Origin of the sequence: Bacillus sp. FSL R5-0593 (genome assembly GCF_038603755.1) — a bacterium.
GTDB classification, from domain to species: domain Bacteria; phylum Bacillota; class Bacilli; order Bacillales; family Bacillaceae; genus Bacillus; species Bacillus velezensis.
Genome location: NZ_CP152011.1, coordinates 1,893,814 through 1,916,838, shown reverse-complemented (window position 1 = coordinate 1,916,838; position 23,025 = coordinate 1,893,814). Strand labels below are relative to the sequence as shown.

At 39.0% G+C, this 23,025-nt stretch carries 21 protein-coding genes and 2 pseudogenes; 10 read left to right on the top strand and 13 right to left on the bottom strand.

What is annotated here, in order from left to right; translation table 11 throughout:
• The 6 genes from NYE36_RS09335 to NYE36_RS09310 all read left to right on the top strand — a co-directional run bounded on the left by NYE36_RS09335 (nucleotide 1) and on the right by NYE36_RS09310 (nucleotide 6,435).
• Nucleotides 1–2,550: a peptidase G2 autoproteolytic cleavage domain-containing protein gene (locus NYE36_RS09335; protein ID WP_095353054.1), complete on the top strand. Its 2,550-nt coding sequence runs from the start codon at nucleotides 1–3 to the stop codon at nucleotides 2,548–2,550.
• Between the two features lie 171 nt (nucleotides 2,551–2,721).
• Complete coding sequence (locus tag NYE36_RS09330) at nucleotides 2,722–3,765, top strand: N-acetylmuramoyl-L-alanine amidase family protein (RefSeq protein WP_327942370.1); 1,044 nt, start codon at nucleotides 2,722–2,724, stop codon at nucleotides 3,763–3,765.
• A gap of 106 nt (nucleotides 3,766–3,871) precedes the next feature.
• Nucleotides 3,872–4,243, top strand: coding sequence for a hypothetical protein (locus tag NYE36_RS09325; RefSeq protein WP_031303970.1), 372 nt, complete (start codon nucleotides 3,872–3,874; stop codon nucleotides 4,241–4,243).
• Between the two features lie 12 nt (nucleotides 4,244–4,255).
• Nucleotides 4,256–4,507 carry a phage holin gene (locus NYE36_RS09320; protein WP_060964935.1) on the top strand — a complete coding sequence of 84 codons (252 nt, stop codon included), beginning with the start codon at nucleotides 4,256–4,258 and terminating at the stop codon, nucleotides 4,505–4,507.
• Nucleotides 4,508–4,844: 337 nt separating this feature from the next.
• A complete protein-coding gene (locus NYE36_RS09315) occupies nucleotides 4,845–5,123 on the top strand; it encodes a hypothetical protein (RefSeq protein WP_022553060.1) in 279 nt (92 codons plus the stop codon).
• Between the two features lie 151 nt (nucleotides 5,124–5,274).
• Nucleotides 5,275–6,435, top strand: coding sequence for a tetratricopeptide repeat protein (locus NYE36_RS09310; RefSeq protein ID WP_079891475.1), 1,161 nt, complete (start codon nucleotides 5,275–5,277; stop codon nucleotides 6,433–6,435).
• A gap of 163 nt (nucleotides 6,436–6,598) precedes the next feature.
• On the opposite strand, the gene NYE36_RS09305 is transcribed toward NYE36_RS09310, so the two are convergent.
• From NYE36_RS09305 to NYE36_RS09290, 4 genes and pseudogenes are all read right to left on the bottom strand, one after another.
• Complete coding sequence (locus NYE36_RS09305; protein WP_113766221.1) at nucleotides 6,599–7,849, bottom strand: UV damage repair protein UvrX; 1,251 nt, start codon at nucleotides 7,847–7,849, stop codon at nucleotides 6,599–6,601.
• Nucleotides 7,842–8,174, bottom strand: a complete 333-nt coding sequence (locus NYE36_RS09300; RefSeq protein ID WP_113766222.1) for a YolD-like family protein — start codon at nucleotides 8,172–8,174, stop codon at nucleotides 7,842–7,844. The genes NYE36_RS09305 and NYE36_RS09300 overlap by 8 nt, the downstream gene beginning before the upstream one ends.
• Before the next feature lie 214 nt (nucleotides 8,175–8,388).
• Nucleotides 8,389–9,044 (bottom strand): annotated as a pseudogene (yunB, locus tag NYE36_RS09295) (sporulation protein YunB).
• Between the two features lie 236 nt (nucleotides 9,045–9,280).
• The gene (locus NYE36_RS09290) at nucleotides 9,281–9,484 is read right to left on the bottom strand and encodes a hypothetical protein (protein ID WP_021493638.1); all 204 of its coding nucleotides are present in this window, start codon (nucleotides 9,482–9,484) and stop codon (nucleotides 9,281–9,283) included.
• A 242-nt stretch (nucleotides 9,485–9,726) separates the two neighbouring features.
• Here NYE36_RS09290 and NYE36_RS09285 point away from each other — a divergent pair, with 242 nt between their 5' ends.
• The gene (locus NYE36_RS09285; RefSeq protein ID WP_076982784.1) at nucleotides 9,727–9,816 is read left to right on the top strand and encodes a putative holin-like toxin; all 90 of its coding nucleotides are present in this window, start codon (nucleotides 9,727–9,729) and stop codon (nucleotides 9,814–9,816) included.
• A gap of 310 nt (nucleotides 9,817–10,126) precedes the next feature.
• Here NYE36_RS09285 and NYE36_RS09280 read toward each other — a convergent pair whose 3' ends face one another.
• The 3 genes from NYE36_RS09280 to NYE36_RS09270 form a co-directional block, all read right to left on the bottom strand.
• Nucleotides 10,127–10,969, bottom strand: coding sequence for a hypothetical protein (locus NYE36_RS09280; protein WP_327942366.1), 843 nt, complete (start codon nucleotides 10,967–10,969; stop codon nucleotides 10,127–10,129).
• Nucleotides 10,970–11,192: 223 nt separating this feature from the next.
• The gene (locus NYE36_RS09275) at nucleotides 11,193–11,753 is read right to left on the bottom strand and encodes an SMI1/KNR4 family protein (RefSeq protein WP_342496891.1); all 561 of its coding nucleotides are present in this window, start codon (nucleotides 11,751–11,753) and stop codon (nucleotides 11,193–11,195) included.
• Complete coding sequence (locus NYE36_RS09270) at nucleotides 11,754–13,508, bottom strand: T7SS effector LXG polymorphic toxin (RefSeq protein ID WP_342496890.1); 1,755 nt, start codon at nucleotides 13,506–13,508, stop codon at nucleotides 11,754–11,756.
• Between the two features lie 266 nt (nucleotides 13,509–13,774).
• On the opposite strand from NYE36_RS09270, the gene NYE36_RS09265 reads away from it, so the two are divergent.
• Nucleotides 13,775–14,788 (top strand): hypothetical protein, encoded by a 1,014-nt coding sequence (locus tag NYE36_RS09265; protein ID WP_233162025.1) that lies wholly within the window; start codon nucleotides 13,775–13,777, stop codon nucleotides 14,786–14,788.
• A gap of 43 nt (nucleotides 14,789–14,831) precedes the next feature.
• Here NYE36_RS09265 and NYE36_RS09260 read toward each other — a convergent pair whose 3' ends face one another.
• Nucleotides 14,832–15,266 carry an SMI1/KNR4 family protein gene (locus NYE36_RS09260; protein ID WP_076982859.1) on the bottom strand — a complete coding sequence of 145 codons (435 nt, stop codon included), beginning with the start codon at nucleotides 15,264–15,266 and terminating at the stop codon, nucleotides 14,832–14,834.
• Between the two features lie 263 nt (nucleotides 15,267–15,529).
• Between NYE36_RS09260 and NYE36_RS09255 the strand changes: the two genes are divergently transcribed.
• A complete protein-coding gene (locus NYE36_RS09255; protein WP_113766227.1) occupies nucleotides 15,530–16,495 on the top strand; it encodes a thermonuclease family protein in 966 nt (321 codons plus the stop codon).
• 686 nt (nucleotides 16,496–17,181) lie between these two features.
• Here NYE36_RS09255 and NYE36_RS09250 read toward each other — a convergent pair.
• Nucleotides 17,182–17,739, bottom strand: a pseudogene (locus tag NYE36_RS09250) (AAA family ATPase); the annotation flags it as partial.
• A 306-nt stretch (nucleotides 17,740–18,045) separates the two neighbouring features.
• On the opposite strand from NYE36_RS09250, the gene NYE36_RS09245 reads away from it, so the two are divergent.
• Nucleotides 18,046–18,804 carry an N-acetylmuramoyl-L-alanine amidase gene (locus NYE36_RS09245; protein WP_241458223.1) on the top strand — a complete coding sequence of 253 codons (759 nt, stop codon included), beginning with the start codon at nucleotides 18,046–18,048 and terminating at the stop codon, nucleotides 18,802–18,804.
• A gap of 49 nt (nucleotides 18,805–18,853) precedes the next feature.
• On the opposite strand, the gene NYE36_RS09240 is transcribed toward NYE36_RS09245, so the two are convergent.
• From NYE36_RS09240 to nrdI, 4 genes are read right to left on the bottom strand one after another with little or no spacing between them, the layout of a single operon-like run.
• Nucleotides 18,854–19,474 (bottom strand): hypothetical protein, encoded by a 621-nt coding sequence (locus tag NYE36_RS09240; RefSeq protein WP_012117609.1) that lies wholly within the window; start codon nucleotides 19,472–19,474, stop codon nucleotides 18,854–18,856.
• 48 nt (nucleotides 19,475–19,522) lie between these two features.
• Nucleotides 19,523–20,512, bottom strand: a complete 990-nt coding sequence (gene nrdF / locus NYE36_RS09235) for a class 1b ribonucleoside-diphosphate reductase subunit beta (RefSeq protein ID WP_007410372.1) — start codon at nucleotides 20,510–20,512, stop codon at nucleotides 19,523–19,525.
• A gap of 17 nt (nucleotides 20,513–20,529) precedes the next feature.
• Entirely contained in the window at nucleotides 20,530–22,632 is a 2,103-nt protein-coding gene (gene nrdE / locus NYE36_RS09230; protein WP_007410373.1) for a class 1b ribonucleoside-diphosphate reductase subunit alpha, read from the bottom strand.
• Entirely contained in the window at nucleotides 22,592–22,984 is a 393-nt protein-coding gene (gene nrdI, locus NYE36_RS09225; RefSeq protein WP_003154061.1) for a class Ib ribonucleoside-diphosphate reductase assembly flavoprotein NrdI, read from the bottom strand. The genes nrdE and nrdI overlap by 41 nt, the downstream gene beginning before the upstream one ends.
• Between the last annotated feature and the right edge of the window lie 41 nt (nucleotides 22,985–23,025).

Here is a 23,025-nt window from a genome sequence, read left to right as displayed (position 1 = left end):
TTGAACGACAATTTAATTCCTGTAAACACAATGGGTTATATGGACGAAGAAACAGAGCAATGGATACCCATTGATGCTATCGGGTTAAAATCAAATAATATTAGATATACTGCAGACGATATTCAAGAGGCTTTTGATAAAGCTTCTAAGGATATTAAAAACGTAATAAGTACAGTCGATTCTGGCTTAACAGATATCACAAACACTATTGGAGACATTTCAAAAATCCCTGCATCCGGTGCAACAATTGTTGATAAAGTCCTAAATGAATTTATCAGACGAAGTGTCAATGTTCAGGATTTTGGAGCTAAGGGTGACGGTGTCACTGATGACACTGAAGCTTTTAAAGCTGCCTTTGCAAGTGGGAAGCGAGAAGTTTTTGTTCCTGCAGGTATTTATATGGTTCAAGGATTGCATATTCCCTCTTATGTCAGACTCTATGGTGTTGGATCAGGGTCTATTATCAAACTTCATCCTACAGCTGCTGGAACATCTTGCGTTCTTACCAACAGTGACTATACTAACGGAAACGAATATATCTTAATTGAAGACTTAGACCTCGATTGGAATTTAGACAAAAAGGATAACACCATCACAAACGGGACAAATGCAAACTGTGTGGGTATTGTTAACTCTAAATTTGTTCGGGTTAGAAACGTCAATGCCCGAAATCCCGGTCTTCATGGTTTTGATGTAAGCTCTCCTATTTGGAACACTTCTTCAGATGGCGCTGATTATTATCAACCGAAGGGCAGTAAATATGTTTGGATTGAAAACTGTACTGCAACTAATTTCGGTGACGATGGCTTCACAACTCACTATTCTGAATACATCTACATCACTAATTGTCACGCATACAATGCCAATGGGTCTGCTCATGACAAAGGCTCATCAAATTCAAATGGTTTTGAAATCGACGACGGTTCTAGAAACGTATGGCTGGTGAACTGCAACAGTCAAAAAAACTGCAGAGGTTTTGAAGTTAAAGCCCACAATAGAGCGCCTGCAGCAAGAAACGTTAATTTAATCAACTGCTACTCAGAGAATGACATTCGTGCATTTGATTTTAGACACATCGGCTTTCATCGTGCTTCTGATAAAATTTCCACTAGTGCATTCGACATTAATGTTGTTAACTGTACTGCGAAGTCTCCAATCTTTAGTGACCTTTATAAAGAGTTGAGCCCACGAGCACTAGTAATCTCAGCTTACAGAAATGTCAACATTTCAAACTTTAACGCAATTGGAGACCCTTTTTATGATTACAAAGGAAATCCCGCAATCGCTACACAATTTAAATCAAGAAACATCAATTTAAACAATCTTTCTATTTCTAACTTCAAAACATCTGGAGCTGACATTTATGTATACGGTGGGGATCAAAAATCAGATAATGTAAATATTTCAAATGTGAATTGTTTTGAATCGGCGAGAATCGGCGTGCGTATTGGCAGTGGCACAGAAAATGTAAAGCTTATTAATGCAAGTTTAATAGGTGACGGGAAAGCTGACAGTATTGGTGTATATTGTTCTAATTCTCAGGTAAGCCTTATGGGAATTTCAGTGGAAAAATACAAAAAGGCTGCCAGAATTGCAGGAGTTGATTACACTTTTGTACCAAATAATATAAAAGGCGGGACAAAGATTGCAACCTCTTCTGGAGCACCCAAATCTAGCACCGGCTTAATAGCAGCGTCTACTGGACAACCTGAAGTATCAGGTGAAGCTTCTGCTGTTATAGGGACCACTGGTGGAGCAAAAGCAACTGGGGTTAGAACAGGAGTATTTTCCTCTTCCGGAGCAAGTTCCGTTAGCGGTTCGCGTAGCACAGTCATGTCTTCAAACGAATCCCACATTGAAGGCGACAATGTCTCACGAACTATCTTATCTTCGGGAGGAGTCAAACTCGGTGCAAATGATCGCTATATGGTGGTTGGTGGATATGGTTCTACCCCGTCCAGAGCGAATATCAAATGGATGCTAAACTCCTGGAACGGAGACATAACATCTACCGGCAAGATGAATGGCGGAGCCACTTTCAGTGATTACGCTGAGTATTTTGAAAGCCTAGACGGAAAAGCAATACCAACAGGAACAATTGTCACTCTTGAAGGAGCTAAAATTCGCCCGGCGAGAAAAGGTGAAGATGTACACGGAGTAATTTCCGAAACTGCAGGGACTATTTTAGGCGGAGCTGATATTCACTGGCAAGGTAGATATTTAAAGAATGAATTCGGTGGATACATATATGAAGATGTGGTCAACCCAGAAACCGGTGATGTTAAGAAACTGCCTAAAGTAAACCCTGAGTGGATTGAAAAAATAGATTACGTCCCTCGTGAAGAACGCCCTGAATGGAATATAGTAGGATTGCTTGGACAGGTTTATGTGAAAGTGGACAACACCGTTTCTGTTGGAGATCGGATTGAAGGCAATTATGGCATCGGCACAAAAACAGAAGACAGATTTTACTCCTGGAAGGCTATGGAGATTGTAACTCCATATTCAGACAAGCTTGGCTATGGCATTGCTATATGCTTAATTAAGTAATCCTTTGAAACTAAAGGAGGTGATTATGTTCTAGTTAAAATATAAATTTTATTCAGTTTACAACATTCAAAAACAGAGATAACAAGAGCATACGTGAGATAAAGAGAGATTGGGATTTGTCCCCTTCTCTCTTTTTTGTGCTCAAATTTAATTTTAGGAGAGATGTTTAATATGTCTATTCAAGCGAGACAAATGTTAGTATCCCCAGAAAAATATTCAATCAAAGGCCCCTATGCTATGACAGCTGAGTATATTACTTTCCACAATACAGCAAACGACGCAAGCGCAAATAATGAGATCAGTTATATGAGAAATAATAATGAAACAGTATCATATCACTTCGCTGTAGACGATAAAGAGGTAGTTCAAGGACTCCCAACAAACCGAAATGCTTTTCATTGTGGTGATGGTGAATACGGGACTGGAAACCGCAAGTCAATCGGTGTTGAAGTTTGCTACTCCAAGTCGGGCGGAGAACGCTATAGAAAAGCTGAAGCGTTGGCTATTAAGTTTATTGCACAACTCCTTAAAGAACGTGGCTGGGGCGTAGATCGAGTTAAAAAGCATCAAGACTGGTCTGGCAAGTATTGCCCGCATCGAGTTCTTGATGAAGGACGTTGGAATGATGTTAAAGCTGCTATTGCTGCTGAGTTGAAAGCACTCGGCGGAAATACTTCTTCCTCATCTTCAAAGCCAACAAAAGTGGTTAAAACAAATGGTTCTTATGTTAAGAACACAGTTATCGCTGACAGTCTTAATGTGAGAACCCAACGCAATGCAAACTCCTCTATTGTACTCGCTCTTCCTAAAGGCTCCACTGTCCAATATCAAAAGGGATCAACTCAAAACGGTTGGGGATATATCAAATATACAAACTCCAAAGGTGCTACATACAGCGGATACGTAAATGTGAAATACATTAAAAGCGATGCTGAGCTTGGACAATCAACCCCAAAGCCTAAATCCACTTCTAAGCCTAAAAGCAGTGGTATCAAATCTGTAGGCAAAATTAAAATTGTCGGTGTAAAAAGCGCTGCAATCGTTATGGACAGACCCGATAAAAACAAAGCGAAGAACCTCGGCACTGTGGAGCTAGGTGATACCGTCAACATTTCTGGCTCAGTGAAAGGTTCAAACAATGCTAAGGGTTACTGGGAAGTGATCTATAAAGGTAAACGCGGCTACATCTCAGGGCAGTTTGGATCAAAAATCTAAATATATTTAAATATCTTTGAGGATGATTGTAGCTCAAAGTGTATTAATGATTATTTAGGAGGTGATGTGACATTACCTCCTATTTTTTATGGAGGATGATTGCATTGTGGCTGAAAAAGAAAATTATGAAGTTTTAAAGACCGAGGTCGCTCATATAAAAGAACGTCTTAAAGAACAAGCAGAAGATAGAAAAATCATGTTGGAAACACAAAAAACAACAAGTGAATCGCTCATTAGGCTTACCACTGTTGTTGAGAATCAAGAAAAAAATCTTGTTGAAACAAAAAATTTGTTCACCACTGAGATAGCTGGACTAAGAAATGAATTTCAGCAAGTTAATCAGTCGCAAACAAAATGGCTTCAGAGCTTGTTAGAAGGAACTTTTGGCAAGACATTAAAGATTTTAGTTTTAATTATCCTCATACTGCTTGGCGCTGAGATTGCTGGTGTTGATATCACCAAATTAGCTAATTTATAAGGAGACGATTTAATGACTAAAATTAACTGGAAAGTAAGACTTAAAAAGAAAACATTCCTGGTTGCAATCTTCTCTGCAACTCTTTTGTTTGCTCAAGCAATTGCATCTGCATTTGGATACGACATTTCTATGTTTAGTGATGATCTCACTGAGAAATTTAATGCTTTGCTTACATTTTTAACTGCAATGGGGATTGTAGTAGATCCGACCACTACAGGTATCTCAGACAGCGATCAAGCAATGGAATACACAGAACCAAAATAATTTGGGGAGTTTATCTCCCCTTTTTTTCATTTTTAATAAGAAAGGAATGATTGTTGATTATGCAAATAGGATCTGGATATATCGGGAGTCCCATGCTTGAGAAATCAGAATCTAACCATGAAGTTATCCCTTCCCCACCTGCAACCTGGACGATTAAATATTCTTTCTATAAATTCAGCTTTTCGAATGATCAGGAATGTCACGTATCAATCAATGGTGGTGATCCTATCTATTTAAGAGCTGGTCAAGGCTTTCAAATGGACGCTCATGATTCACCTATCACAAGCTTCAAGATTTCTGAGTCAGGAATAACATATAACTTTTTGGGGGCGCATAAATGAGTTTCTTCAATCCGATGGTTAATGTCTCAATTGTCACTGGGAAGTCTGCTTATGATATTGCAGTGGACAATGGTTTTTCAGGAACTGTAGAGGAATGGTTAGCTTCATTAAAAGGTGAAAAAGGCGATACTGGAGCTACAGGTGCAACCGGGGTTAAAGGTGCTACTGGCGCTGCCGGTAAAGATGGAAAATCAGCATATGAATTAGCTGTTCAACAAGGTTTCTCAGGAACATTAGATGAGTGGCTTGCCTCACTGAAAGCAACAGCAAACTGATCACGTACCCTTCTCTAACGAGGAGGGTATTTTTTTCGTTTCGTTCAAAATCGAATTATTGATTTGTTTTTAATTTTCACTCAAATCCCCTTTACATTTCTTTCCTCTAATGCAACTATATAATAAAATGGATATGAAAGGGGTTTAGGACTTGAAGAGTGAAAAGGTCATTCCTTATGATTTAGTAGCAACAAAGATGAATCATTGGTATGTGGCTATTAAAAAGAATTGGGTCGGTAGAGCAGAAGAAATGCGGAAAGAAGTTATGCAGGAAATAAAAATTATGGAAGAAAATCAAGATGTTTTACTATACTACTCCCTGCTTGAGTTTAGACATAAGCTAATGTTGGCATATATGTATCCTAATGCTATAAAAGACATTGAGAAAAATTATGGTGAGTTAAAAGCATATGAAGGCCATGAAAACTTAACAGGAATGCTCGAATATTACTATTATTTTTTCATGGGCATGTTCTATTTTAGACAAAAGGAGTTGGCATTCTCCCTTAATCACTATAGACAAGCTGAGAGATATTTGGATTCAATCGAGAGCGAAGATATTGAAGTTGAAAAAGCTGAATTTTATTTTAAATTATCAGAAGTGTATTACCACATGAAGCAGACTTATTTTTCAATGAATTATGCCATGAGGGCTTACGATATATTTAAAAAGCAACCTGTTATTGACGGTAACCCTACATACGGGGTACAAAAGGTACGCTGTCAATTCGTCATATTTGGTAATTTATTGGACAGTATGAAGTTTGATGAAGCTTTAAAGCAAGCATACAAAGCGTATCAGGAAGCAGTAGAGCTAAACAAAAGTGAAAAGAATCGTGGGCATTTGATGCGTTCAGCACTGTTTAATATTGGATTATGTTATAATCAAATGGAAGAACTTGATAAAGCATTTTTTCACTTTAATAAGTCACTTCAAATCATTGAGCCGGAAAATCATGATTACGCTGCTAAAACATTATTTGTTATCTCCTTCTTAAAGGGAAGACAAAATGACATTGAAAACGCAAAAAGATTTTATGAACAGGCCAAACAGTTGGCTGAACGGCATAACAATGAAATGGTACTTGAAAAGTTAAAAATGGTTAAAGGACTTTTCTTGGACTATGATTTAGACTTAGTTAGGAAAACATTCGAGTTCTTCAAAGAAAGAAGTATATACCCTGACATGGAAAGTTATGGTGTCTCTGTAGCAGATTTTCTCACTGGAAAACAGGATGCTTGGGGTGCAGTTGAATTTTATCGTTTGGCAAATGAAGCAAGAAGACAAATCAAAAGGGGAGAAGCAATATGAAAACTAAGCTATTTATTTGTGCAGTTCTATTATTCGGCGTTGCCGGAACAGTGGGTGCTTCCTATCTCCAACAACAAAATGATACGTTCAAGGTTGCTGAAAGAGCCGAAACGTGAAAAACTAATGACTTTGTAAGGAGAACAGAGGGAACGACTCTCTGTTCTCATGATTTATGTCCACCCGTCAAACCTGCTCTATGCAAAGCTGTGCCTCCAGGTGTATAAGAAACAGCTCGTAAGATCGCTTTAGATCCGTATTTGTTTCTTATCCCGTCCATAACAAATCCAAGCTTTCTTCTCTTCTCATTATCTTTTTCAAACAGACTTAATTGTTGATTTACATCATCCTCAATATTGGATAAGGTAACTGAAACACTTCGTACCGTTTTGCCTGCATAGAATTTATCAAAAAGCATCAAGCAATATCGATAAATATCCATTGTGATATTTGTAGGTAAATCAATTGTTTTAGCTCTGTGAAAGCCACCGCCGAACTCATCTTTACTGTAACCAATTCCTAAGCTGATCGTACGCCCTACTTTATTATGTGTCCGTGCTCTTCGTGCAACCTCTTCACAAATCTCCAAGAGAACCGCCTTTATGTCCTCTTTCTTCGTATAGTCTCTAAGTAATATCTGACTTTTCCCGTAACTAATCTGTCCCTGCATCAAAGGAGCTCCAATTTCAGAAAGGTCGATTCCATGAGCATGATAATAAAGCTGATTGCCCATAATGCCGAATCGTTTTTCAAGCAGCTCTAATGGATAATTAGCTAATTGACCAACAGTTGAAATCCCCATCCGGTTTAAATTCCTCTCCATCCTCCCTCCTATTCCCCACATTTCAGATAACGGATGAACACACCAAAGCTTTTTAGGAACATCTTCATATCTCCACCGTGCAATCCCAGTCTTTGTTTTCTTGCTCTCTAAATCAAGAGCTAACTTACTCAGTAGCATATTGTCACCAATACCAACAGTACAAACTAAGCCGAACTCTCTCTTCATACTGCTCTGAATCGCCTCTGCCATGGCTTCTGGATTTTCTTTTCCTGCATCTAAAAAAGATTCATCAATTGAGTACGTGTGCACACATGTTTCAGGAACGAACCTGTAAAACAATTTAGTGATCTCAGTTGAAACTCTGATGAAAAGTTTCATTTGCGGATTTACTATGTGAATTCTTGGATCATCTGGAATCTCAAATAACCGGGAGCCAGTCTTGATTCCATAATCTTTTTTAAGTGCAGGAGATGCTGCTAAGACAACACTTCCCTGTCTTTCTGTATTCCCGACTACAGCGAGATAACATGTCATTGGATTCAATCCCATTGTTACAGCTGAAACCGAAGCATAAAAGGATTTCATATCTACACAAAGTATATTTTTACGTGGAAACTGTGAGTAATCAATCATTGTAAGCAACTCCTATGATGTCATTCATGGTGATGTATACGGTTTTATCGTGATGATCTTTTACATGTAATTTGTGTTGTTCGTAATTGAGATATTGGACTGTACCGATTAAATCCTCAGCAACCCCTTCTTTAAAGAGCTTAAACTTCAGTTCTTTATTCAATGCCATTGCTTCAGAAACTAAGATGTCAATCTCCTCAATTTGTTGTTCATCTAAAGATGGCTTCTCCATTTTCGAAACATCTAACAAGTCCTTTTTTAGTTGCGTTAAATGTTCTGGAAGCATCATGGAAGTCCATTTGATTGCTCCTCGATCTCTAAGCATTTTAATCACTCCTTTATCGATCTAATATTAACAGAACAAACGTTCTTTATTCAATATAAATAAGAACAATAGTTCGATGTAATTGTTGGAAATGACTATTCATTAAATTCCACTAACCTTTATGACCTGTTCTAGTCGATGCTTGATTTCAGTTTCAAGAAATCCGCAGGAAAAAGTAAAAACAGCCGTCAGGAAAGATTGCAGCTGTGTGTCTTTATTTGTCTTTATCGGCTCCGGATTTCTCTTGTTTTTCATTCGGCAGCTGAATGGAAGGCGTCACACCTGATCCTCCACTTCCATTATAAAACTGCGGCACCTCTCCTTGAATCGCTTTAATGGAGACCGGAATATTATTTGTCACGACCGATGTCTTACTGGCAAACGGAATAATGACCTTCACTTTAATCTCCACGAAAATACTGATATCAATCAGGGCATTGTTAATGCCGTACGGCTTTATTTTTGTTTTCACATCAGTTAACGCATCGCCGATCAAGTTAAAGCGCACGGGGATTTTCGGCCCAAGATTTCCGAGAATGCTGTTTCCCGTGACCTGCCCTAAGGGAATATCGATCATAATTTCATCGGCCGTTTTCGCGCCTTTTTCTGTTTCATGCTGCTTATTGTTCGACTCCACTTCCTTCAAATGAGCCTGAAGCTGCTTTGTTACTTTCGCCTTCATACTGTTGACCATTTGTGTATTAAAATCCATCGTTGTGACTTTTCCGTTTTCATATCGACCATATCTTTCACATTGTCGCTGTGAGACATGTATTCTTCAATGGATTCCGTAATGACCTCTGTCGCCACCCGTTTGGTTTCCATTTCTCCTATGTTCATCAGCACCGGTTTGATTGAGGAGTTGATCATCCAGAGGCTAATGACCGTCGACATGGTAAAAAAAGCAAACGATAGAAGAAGCACATACCGAAAAGGCAAAGGCCCTCTCTTGCGAAGAGCTCTTCGGTATCTAGGCAAGAAAAATCCCCCCTTACATATCACAATGTATGCTTGTAAGGGGGGACATAGTAATTTATTTTCACATTTAAAAACTCCAACATAAAGCATTGTTTTCCTTTCGGATCACGCAAATGACGGGCTATTTTTTATATCCTGCTTATTTTCGTTTTTCTAATCCTTTTTCTTTTCATATCTTCATTAGATATTTTTGTTTGCATCTCCATAACACTTAATTGGCTTTTTAATATCTTAATGTCTTGTTTATTGAGCACTGGAGGCACATTTATTTCTGCCCTTTTGCCACTTGTTAATGAAAACTTTAAAACCTGTTTAGCTAAAGTAAATTCCAACGCCAGATTCTCCTTTAGTTAATTTCAACAATTTAAAATTATAAGAGCCAAGATGCACTTATACAATAAAGGTTACATGATATTGTCTTAATCATCAAACTTTGATTTTCAATTGACTGTTTCAGCTTGGTAATCTGTCTCCTACAATCACAGACATATATTTGGAATTAGTGTATAATGATTCCTGTACATTAAGTTTGCTCACTCAAGGGAGTCTTGCTCATCCCCTACGAAAGGGGGTGATGCTTATGTCAACATTTCAGGCATTAATGTTAATGCTTGCATTTGGGTCGTTTATAATCGCCCTGTTGACGTATATAAATAAAAAATAGACCTCCCTTGAGACTGGAATCCTGAAGGGACAGGTCTATCACGAATAACTGCTGAGCAAGCCCTTTGATGGGTAGCTTTTTGTACAGAGCCGGGGTGCTACCAACACCCTGGTCTTTTTATTTTATGCATTTCTTATTAAAGAAATACACTGTAATGCATTTACAACTTTTGCAAAACACATAAGATGTATTGTAAAACTGATTATAACACATTTTCCGTGAAATGCATTACAATAAACCTCAAGAGATTGGAAAGCTTTTTTATTGTTTCTTATAACGTTATATTGAATCTAAAATAGCGCACAAGCCTTTATACATCTTCATCATTTCTTACTCTTCTAGCTCGTCTTTCAACGTTCCAATTCCCAATCTTTCTCCAGACATTCTTGTTAGTCCATTTCCCTAGCTTAGTTTTATCAAACCATTCCTGAAACAAAGATATTTCATCTTTCCTTTGCATTGTATCTCTTAAAAGGAAATAATGTATTATCCAAAAGATATAAAGAGCTGAACAAGAAAGTCCAAAAATAAGTTTATTTACTTCTAACCAATTTCCTAAAACGTGTTCGCCTAAATATTTATCATATAGAAGGGGCATAAAAGCAAATGCTGAAGCACCGACAATAAAAGCTAGAGTTTCTTTAAACCATCTAACAAAAACAAAAACAGCGCTTAAAATATAATTCGTTCTAAAAAGAACTTTATACCAATTATAATTCTTGTTTAGAGTAACAAATATACTTCTATATTCTTTATTAACTTGTTGATCTAACATTCTCATTTTATAAAATAATTTTTTCCTATTCTCGTCGTTCTTGTTTAAAAAATACTCTTTGAAACAATCTTCCGTGTTCAAAATTTGATCTATCAATAAAATGTTTCTAAGTTTTGACAACTTTCCCTTTTTCACACTATACTCTTCGAAAAAATTTTCTATAAGAACTATTTTATGGTTTTCATCTTCTTCACTCTTTATTTCTTTTAGAGAATAATACATAGGCTCCAAAATTTTTTCTAATGTTTCACCTGATTGAGAGTAGAATCGTTCTATACTTTTTTGTCTTTGGTTGAATAGCAATGCAACTATACCCGTAATTACTGCAGTAAGAATACCATTTTGTTGTATCCAATTCCAAATATCTAATAACTCCAATTAAGCTTCTCCCCTTCTCACTGAACTTACTTTTAATACGGGCTTAAATAAAAAAGGTTTCATATAAAACGGGACTAGGAAACGTCTGTCAATTTAATTATTTAAACCAATAAAATAAGCTCTCATTGTGAGAGCTTCATTAGTTTTATGGTTAAAACCATTATTTTATTTTGATTGCGAATGCTTACTTTTGCATCATCTCATACAATTGCAATACTTTTACTTAACTGTTTAATAAATCATCATCTAGCTCAATAGATAAAATACCGTCGTCTTCATCGTCCACATCTGTTGCCTCTTCTATAAACAGACTTTGAATGAAGTCAGAGAAAGAATTTGCCACCAAAAACGTGTCTTTCACTCCATTTGTCAATTCATGATCCCAAAAATAAACTTTCCCTGCTGCTTCCCCTTTCACACCCAGACAAACCTGGTCTCCTCCATCGCCATCAGCGATCGGAATAATCCAGTCTGGCATTTGTTCTGAAAGATCCTCTTTTAATTTGATAATATTAGCATCATTGTGATTTAGACCGTAGAAATATCCCAACCGGAGATTACCGTTATCTGCTAGTGGGTTGTCCTCTAAAACAGGGAAAAACACATTATCTTCCTCTATCCAGCATTCCCCGTACAAATTGAGAAACTCTTTATAATCATCTGTTATATCGAAAGAATTTTCGTCCTCAAACTTTTTAAGGACTTGATGAGAATTTATGTTCTTATCAAGTCTTATATCTAAATTAAATTCACTCATTTTTTTCTTGATTGCCTGTAAGCCCATTTAAAATCCTCCTCTTAAATCAGATGCCGAACCCACGTGTGGTATATTACCATGTAAATCCATAGGGATTAATTGGATGGTGTTATTGTCTAAATGATGTGGTGTTAATCTAACTACTTCTTTCAGCCATTTTTCAGCTTCTTTTTGGGTTTTAAAGCCTTTCATTTTTTGAATACGTTTATAAACTGCTGGAAAATCCTTTTTAGTACCTTTCAGTTCTCCTGGTTTAAACTTAATCGTCCCTTTGCTCCACGGTGTAAAAATCGGTCTGCCATCTATAAAAGTGACTGGTTCTCCTTTAGTAACTGCATTAACGTCTGGTCTATCTGAGTGCCATTTACCGTTACCAGGAGTCCCTTCCCATCTCCCATGATTTCTGGGCAACCTTGTTCTAGGATTGGCTGACTTTATTAATTGAAGTAGACGATTCTTTAAATTTTCACTGTTAACTACATTATAAGGAACTCCTCCAGCCGGAACAACATCATAACGAGGATTATATGGCAATAAATCAGCAATTGAGACATCTTTCAGCTTCTGGCTTGCTTTACTGACTTTAGAGGTGACTTTTCCTGCTACATCTGCTTTTGTAAGAGAACCGGCTCCCTTTGTGCCTACTACAGAGGTAACTACTGTACCTATCGCATATGTCACCCATCTTGATCTGGAATACGCATCTCCGTTTACCATATCTTTTTGATACGATTCCTCAATAGCTGTTGAAATGGCATTATATGTGTTTATTGGATGAGCAACTGCCCCTATGATACCTTCAACAACTTCATCAGGCTTACTGATCAGCTGCCATAGGCCGGTTACCGTGTCTTTCCCGACATCATATAAACCAACGCCGGTTCCTTTTATAATATCCCAAGTAGTTTCCCCTGCTTCTTCAAGCTGCTTTGCTTGCTCAAGCTGAATGACATATTGCTGTTGGGAAGGTCCAAGGTTCTCGTAACCGATCTTCTTCGCAATTTCCAAGTATTCCTCCGGATCGGTCACACCGTCAGCGAGTTTTTTCTTCAAATCCTTGATTTCCCGCTCTTTCGCTTCTTCCTTTTTAATCGTCAAATAAGCATCTGAATGTCTTGCAATCTCGCCTTTCTTCTTATGTATGTCACTTTCCCTGTATGCCTTGGCGTTATAATGAAGCGGAGTGGCGTTTTTTCCTTTGCCCGTAGCGTTTTGGAGCTGTTGAAAGTCGGCTTGGATAAACTGTTCGTTCGCTTCGGTTTCGGCGTATTCTTTCGTTAGATCGTGATCAAGCTTGCCGAGCTTATTTACGGTATCGTCCCGTTTTTTGTCTGCTGATTCCAGCTTTTGATCGACATCTTCTGTAGAGAAAACATCAAGATGAACGATATCGCTGATTTCATCAAGGATACCTTTCATTTCATTGCGCTGCTCTTGCATGATGGCTTGTGATTTATTCTTCGCATGAATCAACTCATGTTCTAAAAATGACTCTTCCACAAACGAATCGGCCAATCCCGCATCAGTTACTTTTCCAGAAATACTGTTAAGAAACGCAATTTTCATGTCGATCAGATCAAGCCAGCTGTCTGTGACGCCGGCGTGGTCTTGAAAGAATGCTTTGATGTTATCAGCACCTTTGCCCGAAAACTCACTGTCATCTAAATCAGCCATTCCTTGAAATGCTTTTCTGAGATTAATAAATTGTTCTCTAATCTGATCGTATTCTTTTGCTCGCTTTTCAGCTGCTGAAATTAACGAGGATGCTTCAAATACTTTCATATCCGTCTCCTTCCCACTCAATCTTATCTAAATTTTACCACATTAAATCACATGTAAGGAGAGCTTCTTCGTTTTGTTGAAGGTCTCTTTCTTAGGAGATTTGTACTTTAACAAAATCTTAAAATAGGATTAATTCAGTTGATAAAAAATGGAAAAGGTGATACTATCCTCACGAAAGGAGGTATTAATTGTAAAATATATTATTTATTTACACCTCAGATACTCATAACAGGTTTAAACAGAAGAAAAAGGAGTGTAAAACCATTATGAAGTATGTGTCAAAAAGCATTTGGTTAGTTGTAATAGCTCTCTCTTTATTATTCTCTTGCTATCCCCTCTATGATGTAAAGGCAACGGCAAACAAAGAAATCACTGACAATAATGCAACTGGCATTGACCTTAACAAACGTATCTCAACAGTAAATGAAAAACCGCAAAACACCGATTCATCTAAAAGAGAATTAGCCGGATCAGAAAGTAAGCTGCAAAAAATCGCCAAGGAACAAGGAATGGATGTTGAAAGTTCATACCAAACTTATATAGCTTATGACAAAGATGGTAATCAGACATCATCTGGACAAGTCACCTCTGAAAACCAACGGAAAACTGTTGAGAAAAAAGCAAAAAGTATTATCTATTTCAGTCACACTTTTTTAGGTGGAAAAGTTAATAAAGTGATGCACGGAGTTGAAATTTCAAAAATAGTAGGAATTCCTCCTGCGTCAGCAGAAGTACATCAGGGTTTATGCAAGAGTGGCTATTATAACAAACAGTTTACTTGCCCCCATACTATTAGAAAGACCTTTGTAGGGACTCAAGTGAAAAAGGGATCGGAAGTTCATCAATTTATTAATGTAAACAAAACAACATTTTGGAAGTATACTGGCGGCGCAATTGCTACTTGGGCAGGGAAAAAACCAACTGTTAGAACGATATCCTGGACTGAAGGATTATACCTAACGAATATGAAGGGAATGTTTTTCCCCTCCAATTACACAGATAAGCAATCAGGATTAAATATATTAGCTCCATCTAATGCATTTATTAAATGGGTGCCTAGCGATAAAAGAGTAAAATGGGGAACTACAGAACGCAAAGCATATAGGAACTGGTATGATAAAAAATACGGCAAAAAAACTTGGGTAAAATTTGAGATTCATCATCAACTACCTAGAGAGTACGGTGGAGGAAATCAGACAAGCAATTTAATTCCTATCGATGTGAATTTTCACAGGAAAGAAGTAAATCCATGGTGGGCTTCTTATACAAAAAAGAAGTAAAATTGTAGATGAATGTAGATGAAGACTCCTATGCGGAGTCTTTTTATTCTGAAACCAGTTTATAATACTCTCGGATATTCGGATTCACTTCCCAATATTTCGTTCCATTAGAAGACACTAACATATCAAACCATATTTCAAAATTCGAATCTAAGTTAATCGCATCTTCAATATCATCAATTGAGTCTAGATATAGCATATAACCTAATCCATTTTTTGATTTGTTTGTGTCTATGACATATCTTCCATCAAAATGATATCCAATTAAAACGTATCCCTCTGGGAAATCTTGAACCTCATTATATTCAATGATCCCCTCTAAGCTAAGTATTTCAATCCCATCAAACATTTCCATCCCATTGTGCTGTAACAAAAACTCTTTATAGTCATTAGGGAAGGTAACACCTAGCTTCTGTTCTATATCACTAATTTCTTGAGGACTAGCAGGATCTTTGAAATGAAAAGTAGCATCTTCCATGACATACCCTCCATGATGAAACATAGGGAATGTTCCGTATTTAGAAACAGCTTCCTTTATTCCATTAAGAGTCATTTGAATTAACTTCCCTTCTTCCATATAACTTTCCCTCCTCTAAGGTTTAGACCACTAAATTTTACCACACAACTTTATTTGAGTGTTTTAAAATGACAAAATCAAATTTACAATCTTTGGCTTTATATTTATAATTAGGAAGGTTTGTCCGATATAGAGACAGAACAAACAAATTTGGGGGAATTACAATGAAGAAATGGTTGTTAGGTATTGCCGCATTATCTCTAAGCTTTTCTTTGGCTGCGTGTGGGTCTGATTCTGCTTCTACAGATAAAACAGATTCAGATAAAGCTAAAACAACGCAGCAAGAAGAAAAGAATGCAAAAGAGACAAAGGCAGACACCCAAGCAAACGACAAAAGCAATAATGACAAGAATGAAAAAGCCGAAAATGCTTCAAAGAAGGATTCGTCGGATAAAAAGAAATCTGAAAATAAGAAAAAGCTGGTCGATGTAACGCTTAACAGAACAGTTGACGGAGACACAATTAAAGTTAACTATAAAGGCGAAATCAAAACAGTTCGTTATTTGCTGGTTGACACTCCTGAAACTAAAAAGCCAAACTCTTGTGTGCAACCATATGGTGAGGATGCTTCAGCAAGAAACAAGCAGCTAGTCAATAACGGCAAACTTCAACTGGAGTTTGATAAAGGAGATCGTACAGACAAGTATGGCAGAATGCTGGCTTACGTTTATGTAGACGGTAAATCTGTTCAAGAAACACTTCTTAAAGAAGGATTAGCACGAGTAGCTTATGTGTATGAGCCGAACACGAAGTATTTAGACACGTATAAGAAAGATGAGCAAGTTGCTAAAGATAAGGACTTGAAGATTTGGAGTAAGAATGGCTATTCAACTGATAAAGGATTTAATGGTTGCGTATCTAAACCGAAGAAATCAGTAAGTGAATCTAAACCGGCTCAAAAGTCCGTTACAACACACCAATCAGAGACACATCAATCGAACTCAAGCAGTTCAGCATCAAGCAGCTCTTCTAACTCTACACAAGCCTCCCCTTCTACTGGAGGAGCAGAACACTTTGCAAACTGTACAGAGTTGAGAAAGAAATATCCACATGGTGTACCAAGCACTCACCCTGCCTATACATCTAAAATGGATCGCGACAATGACAACTTTGCATGTGAGAAGAATTAATCATTTTGAAGCCCTCTGAGGCTTCTTTTTTATTTGGGTATATTCTATCTAAATAAAAAACCACAGAGCGCTGTGAGGGACTCTGTGGTCTATAGTGGCTGTTAAACCCCTATGATACATCAATTAGAATACTTTAAATTAGATTAATAAGCAAGCTGATCTAAAAATGTTTCGTTAAAATGAGGATTTTATCAGAACTTTTCTTTTAAAGATAGCATCATCTCTGTCTCTTCTTCAGAATTTAGGCTGTTGTCTTTACCCAGATATACAAAACGAATTTCCAGTTTAATTCTTATTCTGATTTTTAAACGCCAAGTGTTTGATTCCTTGATCCTTAAAAACTTGACGGATATAGGGAGGTGAATAATCATATTTCCGGCCAATTTCTTTTAGGCTCATTTTTTTGTTGAAATGCAGATCGTAAAGTAGATCAAAGTCCTTTGCTCTTCTCCTCTTTGACAATTCAGGATAAGAAAGCTTGTCCACTTTTTTCGCCTTAAAAAGATTCAAAATGCTCCAGTCTGGAATATTAAGCTCCTTTGATATTTCCCCCACCGTTTTAAGTTCATCAAAATGAAGTCTTTTTATTTGTTCAAGCTTATCTGAGTACTGTTGCCATTGGTATGTGTAATTGCTCTCTGGTCTAGGGATATCAATCTTAGTAGTGACATAAAAGTTAAAACCTTGTTCTTGACAAGCGTATCAATCGCCTCTTTACCGAAATCCTTTTCTCCGCCCCTTGCAAGTGAGTATGCTTCATCAATGAATAAAATGCCCCCGAGCGATTTTTTAATCAGATCTCTCGTTTTTTGCGCCGTGTGTCCGATGTATTCACCGACCAGATCAGCACGTTCCGCTTCGATCAGATGTCCTTTGGAAAGCACGTTCATTTCGAAGAAAAGCTTGCCGATCAGTCTCGCGACGGTGGTTTTCCCGGTGCCGGGGTTCCCTTTGAACATCATATGAAGAGCTTGTTTTCCGACTTTCAGCCCTTGTTCGGCCCGTTTTTGGTTGACGAATATCCACGCGTAAATTTCTTTAATGTTGCGTTTCATTTCTTCCATACCCACTAATGTGTTCATTTCTTTTTCAATTTCTTTCAGAATGCTGTGCTTGGCTTCATTTTTTTGCAGGGCGGCCTGATATTCCGCCTCAGCTTCCGCATTTGTCAGCACTTGCTTTTGGCCATTAAGAATGATGTTAATTTGTCCGTTATTTTTATAGGTTACAGCGCGCTCCAACATGCTCACCTCTCTGTTCTCTCTTTATCTTACTCATGATGAAGCGGTTCCGTGACATCCGCCTATCATCATGAGACCCGTTTTCCTCTTTATCTGTCACTTTTTCCGTTCTCTTCGGGAATGATGTTGAATCCTGCGCTTTCCCGAGAAATATTTTTCATTTCTTATTGTATTCAACAGAAACGGGAGGACAAACCATTTATTTTTATTTTCCGGGAAATGTTGGGTATATTTCTCATTTTTTTCATGAATGACAGCCGTACAAGCACCTTTTGAATATCATCATATGCTGTAATGAGGTGATGGAGAATGGTTAAAATTTTTATAGACCCCGGTCATGGCGGAACTGATTCAGGTGCAACCGGAAACGGACTTCAGGAAAAAGCGGTCACGCTGGAGATCGCGCTGGCTTTGCGCACGATTCTGACGAATGAGTATGAAGGAGTTTCTGTCACGATGAGCAGGACAAGCGATAAGACGGTCAGCCTGACGGAAAGAACGGATGCCGCCAACAGCTGGGGCGCAGATTATTTTTTATCCATTCATATTAACTCAGGAGGCGGAACCGGATTCGAAAGCTATATTTACCCCGGTGTCGGAGCGCCGACCTCGACTTACCAATCAGCCGTCCACACGCAAGTGATTCAAGCATCGGGTTTTAATGACCGAGGAAAAAAAACAGCCAACTTCCATGTGCTGCGGGAGACAAGTATGCCGGCAATTTTGACGGAGAATGGTTTTGTTGATACGTCAGCTGATGCAAACAAACTGAAAACAGCCAGTTTTATTGAAAGCCTTGCAAGAGGACATGCCAAGGGCTTGGAGCAAGCTTTCGGTCTAAAAAAAAAGGCTGACTTATCTAAAGTGCAAATCGGTGCATTCAAAGTGAAAGCAAATGCTGATGCACTTGCCGCCGATGCGGTGTCTAAAGGTTTTGACGCGATTGTGCTTCCAAAAGGCGGCTTATTTAAAGTGCAGATCGGCGCATTCTCTTCCAGAGATTATGCTGAAGCGTTGGCAGCGCGGGCCGAAAAAGCCGGATTTGATGCCTTCATTGTGCAAGACTAAATGAAAAAACCCCTGCTCTCCCTTTTTTGGGACGAACGGGGGTTTTTTGTTATTGAAGTATATCGGCGACAAACTGAGACCAAGCTTCAAGACGCTGATACACATTTTCCTCTTTCAGTTCGCTCAGTTTCATCCAGCGGCCGGCGATTTGATCTTTTTCTTTCACTTCGACTTGTGCCGCAGACGCTAACTGGAGCGCAGAAAGGATGCCGATATGCACCTTCCCTACATCGTTTTCATCATCATTGATCAGGCCGAGTGTGACAATGTTTTGTTTGTCCTCCTCGCGAATGTACAGTTCTTCCGCCAGCTCCCGGTCGGTATTCTGTTTCAGCACTTCCGAAAATGAAGCCGCCCCTTCCATAGGGTTCATGTGTCCGCCGAAGCCGAGAGAAAGCTTATTATGGAGGCGCGATTCCCCTCCGCCGGCGAGCCGTTCATACACAAACACCTCATCATCGCGGCGGATGACGACATACGGAATCGGCTGTTTAAATCGCGGGTCCTCTTCCGCGTCGCCTCTTCTGATTTCAAAAAAATGCGCCTCAATTTGAGCCATAATGTTTACGATACGTTCATCCTCGCTGTTGACTCCCTGAAATGTCAGCATTTCGTTTTGAAAGACGTCACTCCGCGGTGCAGCCAAGATGATTTCATCCATTTTATTCATGCCCGTTCCTCCTGTCTTACCTCTCCATTCAAGCCAAAAGAGCAGATATTATATCTGCTCTTCATCTTGGCCAAAATAAAAATCTTCGTCCTTAATCGGTTCTACCGTCGCCTTTTTGTAGCCGTTCCCTTTCATGGAGAAGAAATCATGTGATTTTGTTTTGGTGTTTAATCCGTTTAATACGATCGGATTAATATCCTCTTCTTCAAAGTAAGGATCGAACCCTAAGTTCATCAAAGCTTTATTGGCGTTATAGCGGATGAATTTCTTTACATCGTGTGAGAGTCCGACTTGATCGTACAAGTCCTCTGTATATTCAAGCTCATTGTGATAAAGCTCTTCTAAAAGCTCAACCGCAAATTCGCGAAGTTCCGCTTTTTTCGCTTCTGTTTGTTTATTGTATATTTCTTGGGCAAGCAGTCCGACATATACACCGTGGATCGCTTCATCACGAAGGATCAGGTTGATAATTTCACCGCTATGCATCAGTTTTCCTTGTCCGTAGAAATATAACGGATAATAGAAACCGCTGTAGAATAGGAAGCTTTCTAAATACACAGATGCAACCATGGCTTTGAACAGTGAAATCTCGTCATCTTTTTTAATCGCTTTGTAGAGTCCGACGATGATTTGCGCTTTTTTCTGCAAAAATTTGTTTTGTTTGACCCATTCGAATACTTCATTAATTGTTTCAGTCGGTGCCAGTGTCATGAAAATATTAGAGTACGATTTTGCGTGAACGGCGTTCTCCATCATCGCCATAAAATTCAGCACGGCTTTCCGCTGGTGGCCGTCTACGTGTTCAGCCACGATCGGCATTCCTGTATTCCCCTGCTCTGTATCAAGAAGAGTCAATCCGGCCAGTACCTTCATATACGTGTCTTGCTCGTTTTTCCCGAGGTACTTCCATGTGAGGATATCGCCGTTTAAAGCAATCTCTTCCGGAAGCCAGAACTGTTTCACATTTTGGTTATAGAACATTTGGGTAAAGTCGTCTTCATGCTTTGACCAGTTTGCTGCGTCATAAATTTTCGTCACTATAAACTCTCCTTTAATCAAACAACACAAGAAAGGCAGCTATCTTGCCCGGTATCTTTCGTTCTTGCATAGTAAATGGTTTTGATGCCTCTATGGTGGGCATACAGATCAATACGGTTCAGATCACGAGTTGTCATCGTATCTTTCAAAAACAGGGTAAAGCTGATTCCCTGATCGATATGCTGCTGGATTGTCGCGATCATATCCACCACTTTGAACATGTCCATATCATAAGCTTCTTTGTAGAAGAACCAGTTATTAGACGCTAATCCCGGCATCGGGTAATACGTTTTTGAATTTCCGTATGTTCTTTCTTCGATCCGTTCCATGATCGGCATAACGGACGCCGTGCTGGATTGGACGTAGGAAATGGAGCCTGTCGGCGCGATGCACAGTCTGTAGCTGTGATACATACCGTGTTCAGCGACAAACGCCTTCAGCTCTTTCCAGTCTTCGATTGTCGGAATGTGCATGCCCTCAAAGAGCGCAGCGATTTTTTCGTATGCCGGTGAGAACTCTTTTTCGATGTATTTATTGAAATATTCTCCCGTTGCATAAGTGGAGCCTTCATAATGCTCAAACGTTTCGCCTTTTTCTTTCGCAAGCTCAGCTGAACGCTGGATGGAATAAAAGTTCACCATCATAAAGAACGTATTCGCGAAATCTCTTGCTTCCGGGCTTTCATAAGCGATGCCGTTTTGGGCAAGGTAGCCGTGGAGGTTCATGGCGCCTAAACCGATCGACTTCATCGCTTTGTTCGCGCGTCTGACTGCCGGCGCGTTGCGGATATCCGTCGTCTCAGATACATGAGTCAGGGAATCCGTCGCGAGTTTCACCGTGCGCTCAATCGATTTATGTTTCATGACATTCAAAATATTTAATGAACCAAGGTTGCAGGAAATGTCCAAGCCGATTTCGTCTTCTTCATCATAATCTGTGTAAGCCGAAACTTGTGACGCTTGAAGCACCTCAGAGCAAAGGTTCGAGAATTTCACTTTTGATACGTGGTTATTCGCGTGCTCTTTGTTTACGTTGTCCTGGAACATAATGTACGGATAACCTGACTCAGAACGGAGAACGGCAAGCTTTTCAAGCAATTTGCGCGCATTCACTTTTTCTTTTTTGACACGCGGGTTGTCGACAAGCTCCTCATACATCGCCGTCATGTCCATTTCGTCCATATGCTGGCCGTATTCTTTATAAATCGTATGCGGATAGAATACATAAGCCGCTTTGTCCTCACGTGCAAGCTCAACGAACTTATCCGGAATGACGACACCGATAGAAAGCGTCTTGACGCGCACATCTTCATCCGCAGAAATCTTTTTCGTATCAAGAAAATCATTGATATCGCGGTGGAAAATGTTTAAATACGCCGCGCCCGAGCCTTGTCTCTGTCCCATTTGGTCAGCGTAACGGAACGCATTATCAAGAAGCTTCATGACGCCTACAACGCCTTTTGTGGCGTTTTCAACATCTTTAATCGCTTCGCCTTTCGCGCGAAGCTTGGACAGATTAAGAGAAACCCCGCCGCCCAATTTAGACAGCTGCATGGAAATATCGATCGCCCGTGAAATATCGTTTAAGGAATCATTGACTTCGAGCAAGAAGCAGCTCACCAGTTCTCCGCGGCGTTTTCTGCCGGCATTCAAAAATGTCGGTGTACTCGGCTGATATTCCTGGTTGATCATCAGGTTTACATATTCTTTTGCTTTCTCAGTATCGCCGTTTGCGAAGAACAGCGCGACGATTGAGATTCGGTCCTCATAACGCTCGAGGATTCTTTTCTTGTCATTCGTTTTCAAAGCATAGTCATTATAAAATTTAAACGCACTCATGAAGGAAGGAAAACGAAACTTCTTTGCGTAAGCTGTCTTAAACACTTCTTTAATGTCTTCAAAAGAGTAAAGGCTTAAGAATTCCTCTTCGTAGTATTGGTTTTCAATCAAATAATCCAGCTTCTCTTTTAAATCGTGAAAGTAAACTGTGTTTTGATTGATATAGTCAACAAAATAGCTATGTACAGCCTCTTTATCTTTATCAAACTGGAATTTTCCATCTTGTTGGATCATGATTTCGTTATTTAACTGGATCCATTTTGGCACTTGATTTTGTGACAACTCTTTCTACCTCCTGAGTAAACAATTCAACGTCTTTAGATGTGCCGCTGAGTTCAAATTTGTGCAAGATCGGCACCTGATATTGTCTCGAAATGGTATCGGCGCTTTTTGCAAAGTTATCGCCCCATACTTTGTTGCCGCTCGCAGCGACTCCTAATAAGAGATGGGCGTATTTTTCGAGAAATGATTGTGTTGATGCCGGTACCTGGCCGAAGTTTGTCGTGTAGGTGACCAAAACAAACGGAGTGTCCACGTGGTCCGTTTCGTCCACCTTGCGGATCAGCTGAAAGTCTGTTTTATTCACAAAACGCTGAACATTCCCTGTCTTTGAATCAAATATGATTTGAACCATCCTTATCACGACCTATCAAAAATAATGAATCTCTTAACACT

Coding starts and splice junctions, on each gene's coding strand:
- NYE36_RS09285 (WP_076982784.1), top strand. CDS start 9,727: ATGCTTATGTCAACATTTCAGGCATTAATGTTAATGCTTGCATTTGGG.
- NYE36_RS09265 (WP_233162025.1), top strand. CDS start 13,775: ATGAAGTATGTGTCAAAAAGCATTTGGTTAGTTGTAATAGCTCTCTCT.
- NYE36_RS09300 (WP_113766222.1), bottom strand. CDS start 8,174: ATGCTTAGAGATCGAGGAGCAATCAAATGGACTTCCATGATGCTTCCA.
- NYE36_RS09270 (WP_342496890.1), bottom strand. CDS start 13,508: ATGAAAGTATTTGAAGCATCCTCGTTAATTTCAGCAGCTGAAAAGCGA.
- nrdI (WP_003154061.1), bottom strand. CDS start 22,984: ATGGTTCAAATCATATTTGATTCAAAGACAGGGAATGTTCAGCGTTTT.
- NYE36_RS09320 (WP_060964935.1), top strand. CDS start 4,256: ATGACTAAAATTAACTGGAAAGTAAGACTTAAAAAGAAAACATTCCTG.
- NYE36_RS09255 (WP_113766227.1), top strand. CDS start 15,530: ATGAAGAAATGGTTGTTAGGTATTGCCGCATTATCTCTAAGCTTTTCT.
- NYE36_RS09260 (WP_076982859.1), bottom strand. CDS start 15,266: ATGGAAGATGCTACTTTTCATTTCAAAGATCCTGCTAGTCCTCAAGAA.
- NYE36_RS09305 (WP_113766221.1), bottom strand. CDS start 7,849: ATGATTGATTACTCACAGTTTCCACGTAAAAATATACTTTGTGTAGAT.
- NYE36_RS09275 (WP_342496891.1), bottom strand. CDS start 11,753: ATGGGCTTACAGGCAATCAAGAAAAAAATGAGTGAATTTAATTTAGAT.
- NYE36_RS09245 (WP_241458223.1), top strand. CDS start 18,046: ATGGTTAAAATTTTTATAGACCCCGGTCATGGCGGAACTGATTCAGGT.
- NYE36_RS09240 (WP_012117609.1), bottom strand. CDS start 19,474: ATGAATAAAATGGATGAAATCATCTTGGCTGCACCGCGGAGTGACGTC.
- NYE36_RS09315 (WP_022553060.1), top strand. CDS start 4,845: ATGAGTTTCTTCAATCCGATGGTTAATGTCTCAATTGTCACTGGGAAG.
- NYE36_RS09330 (WP_327942370.1), top strand. CDS start 2,722: ATGTCTATTCAAGCGAGACAAATGTTAGTATCCCCAGAAAAATATTCA.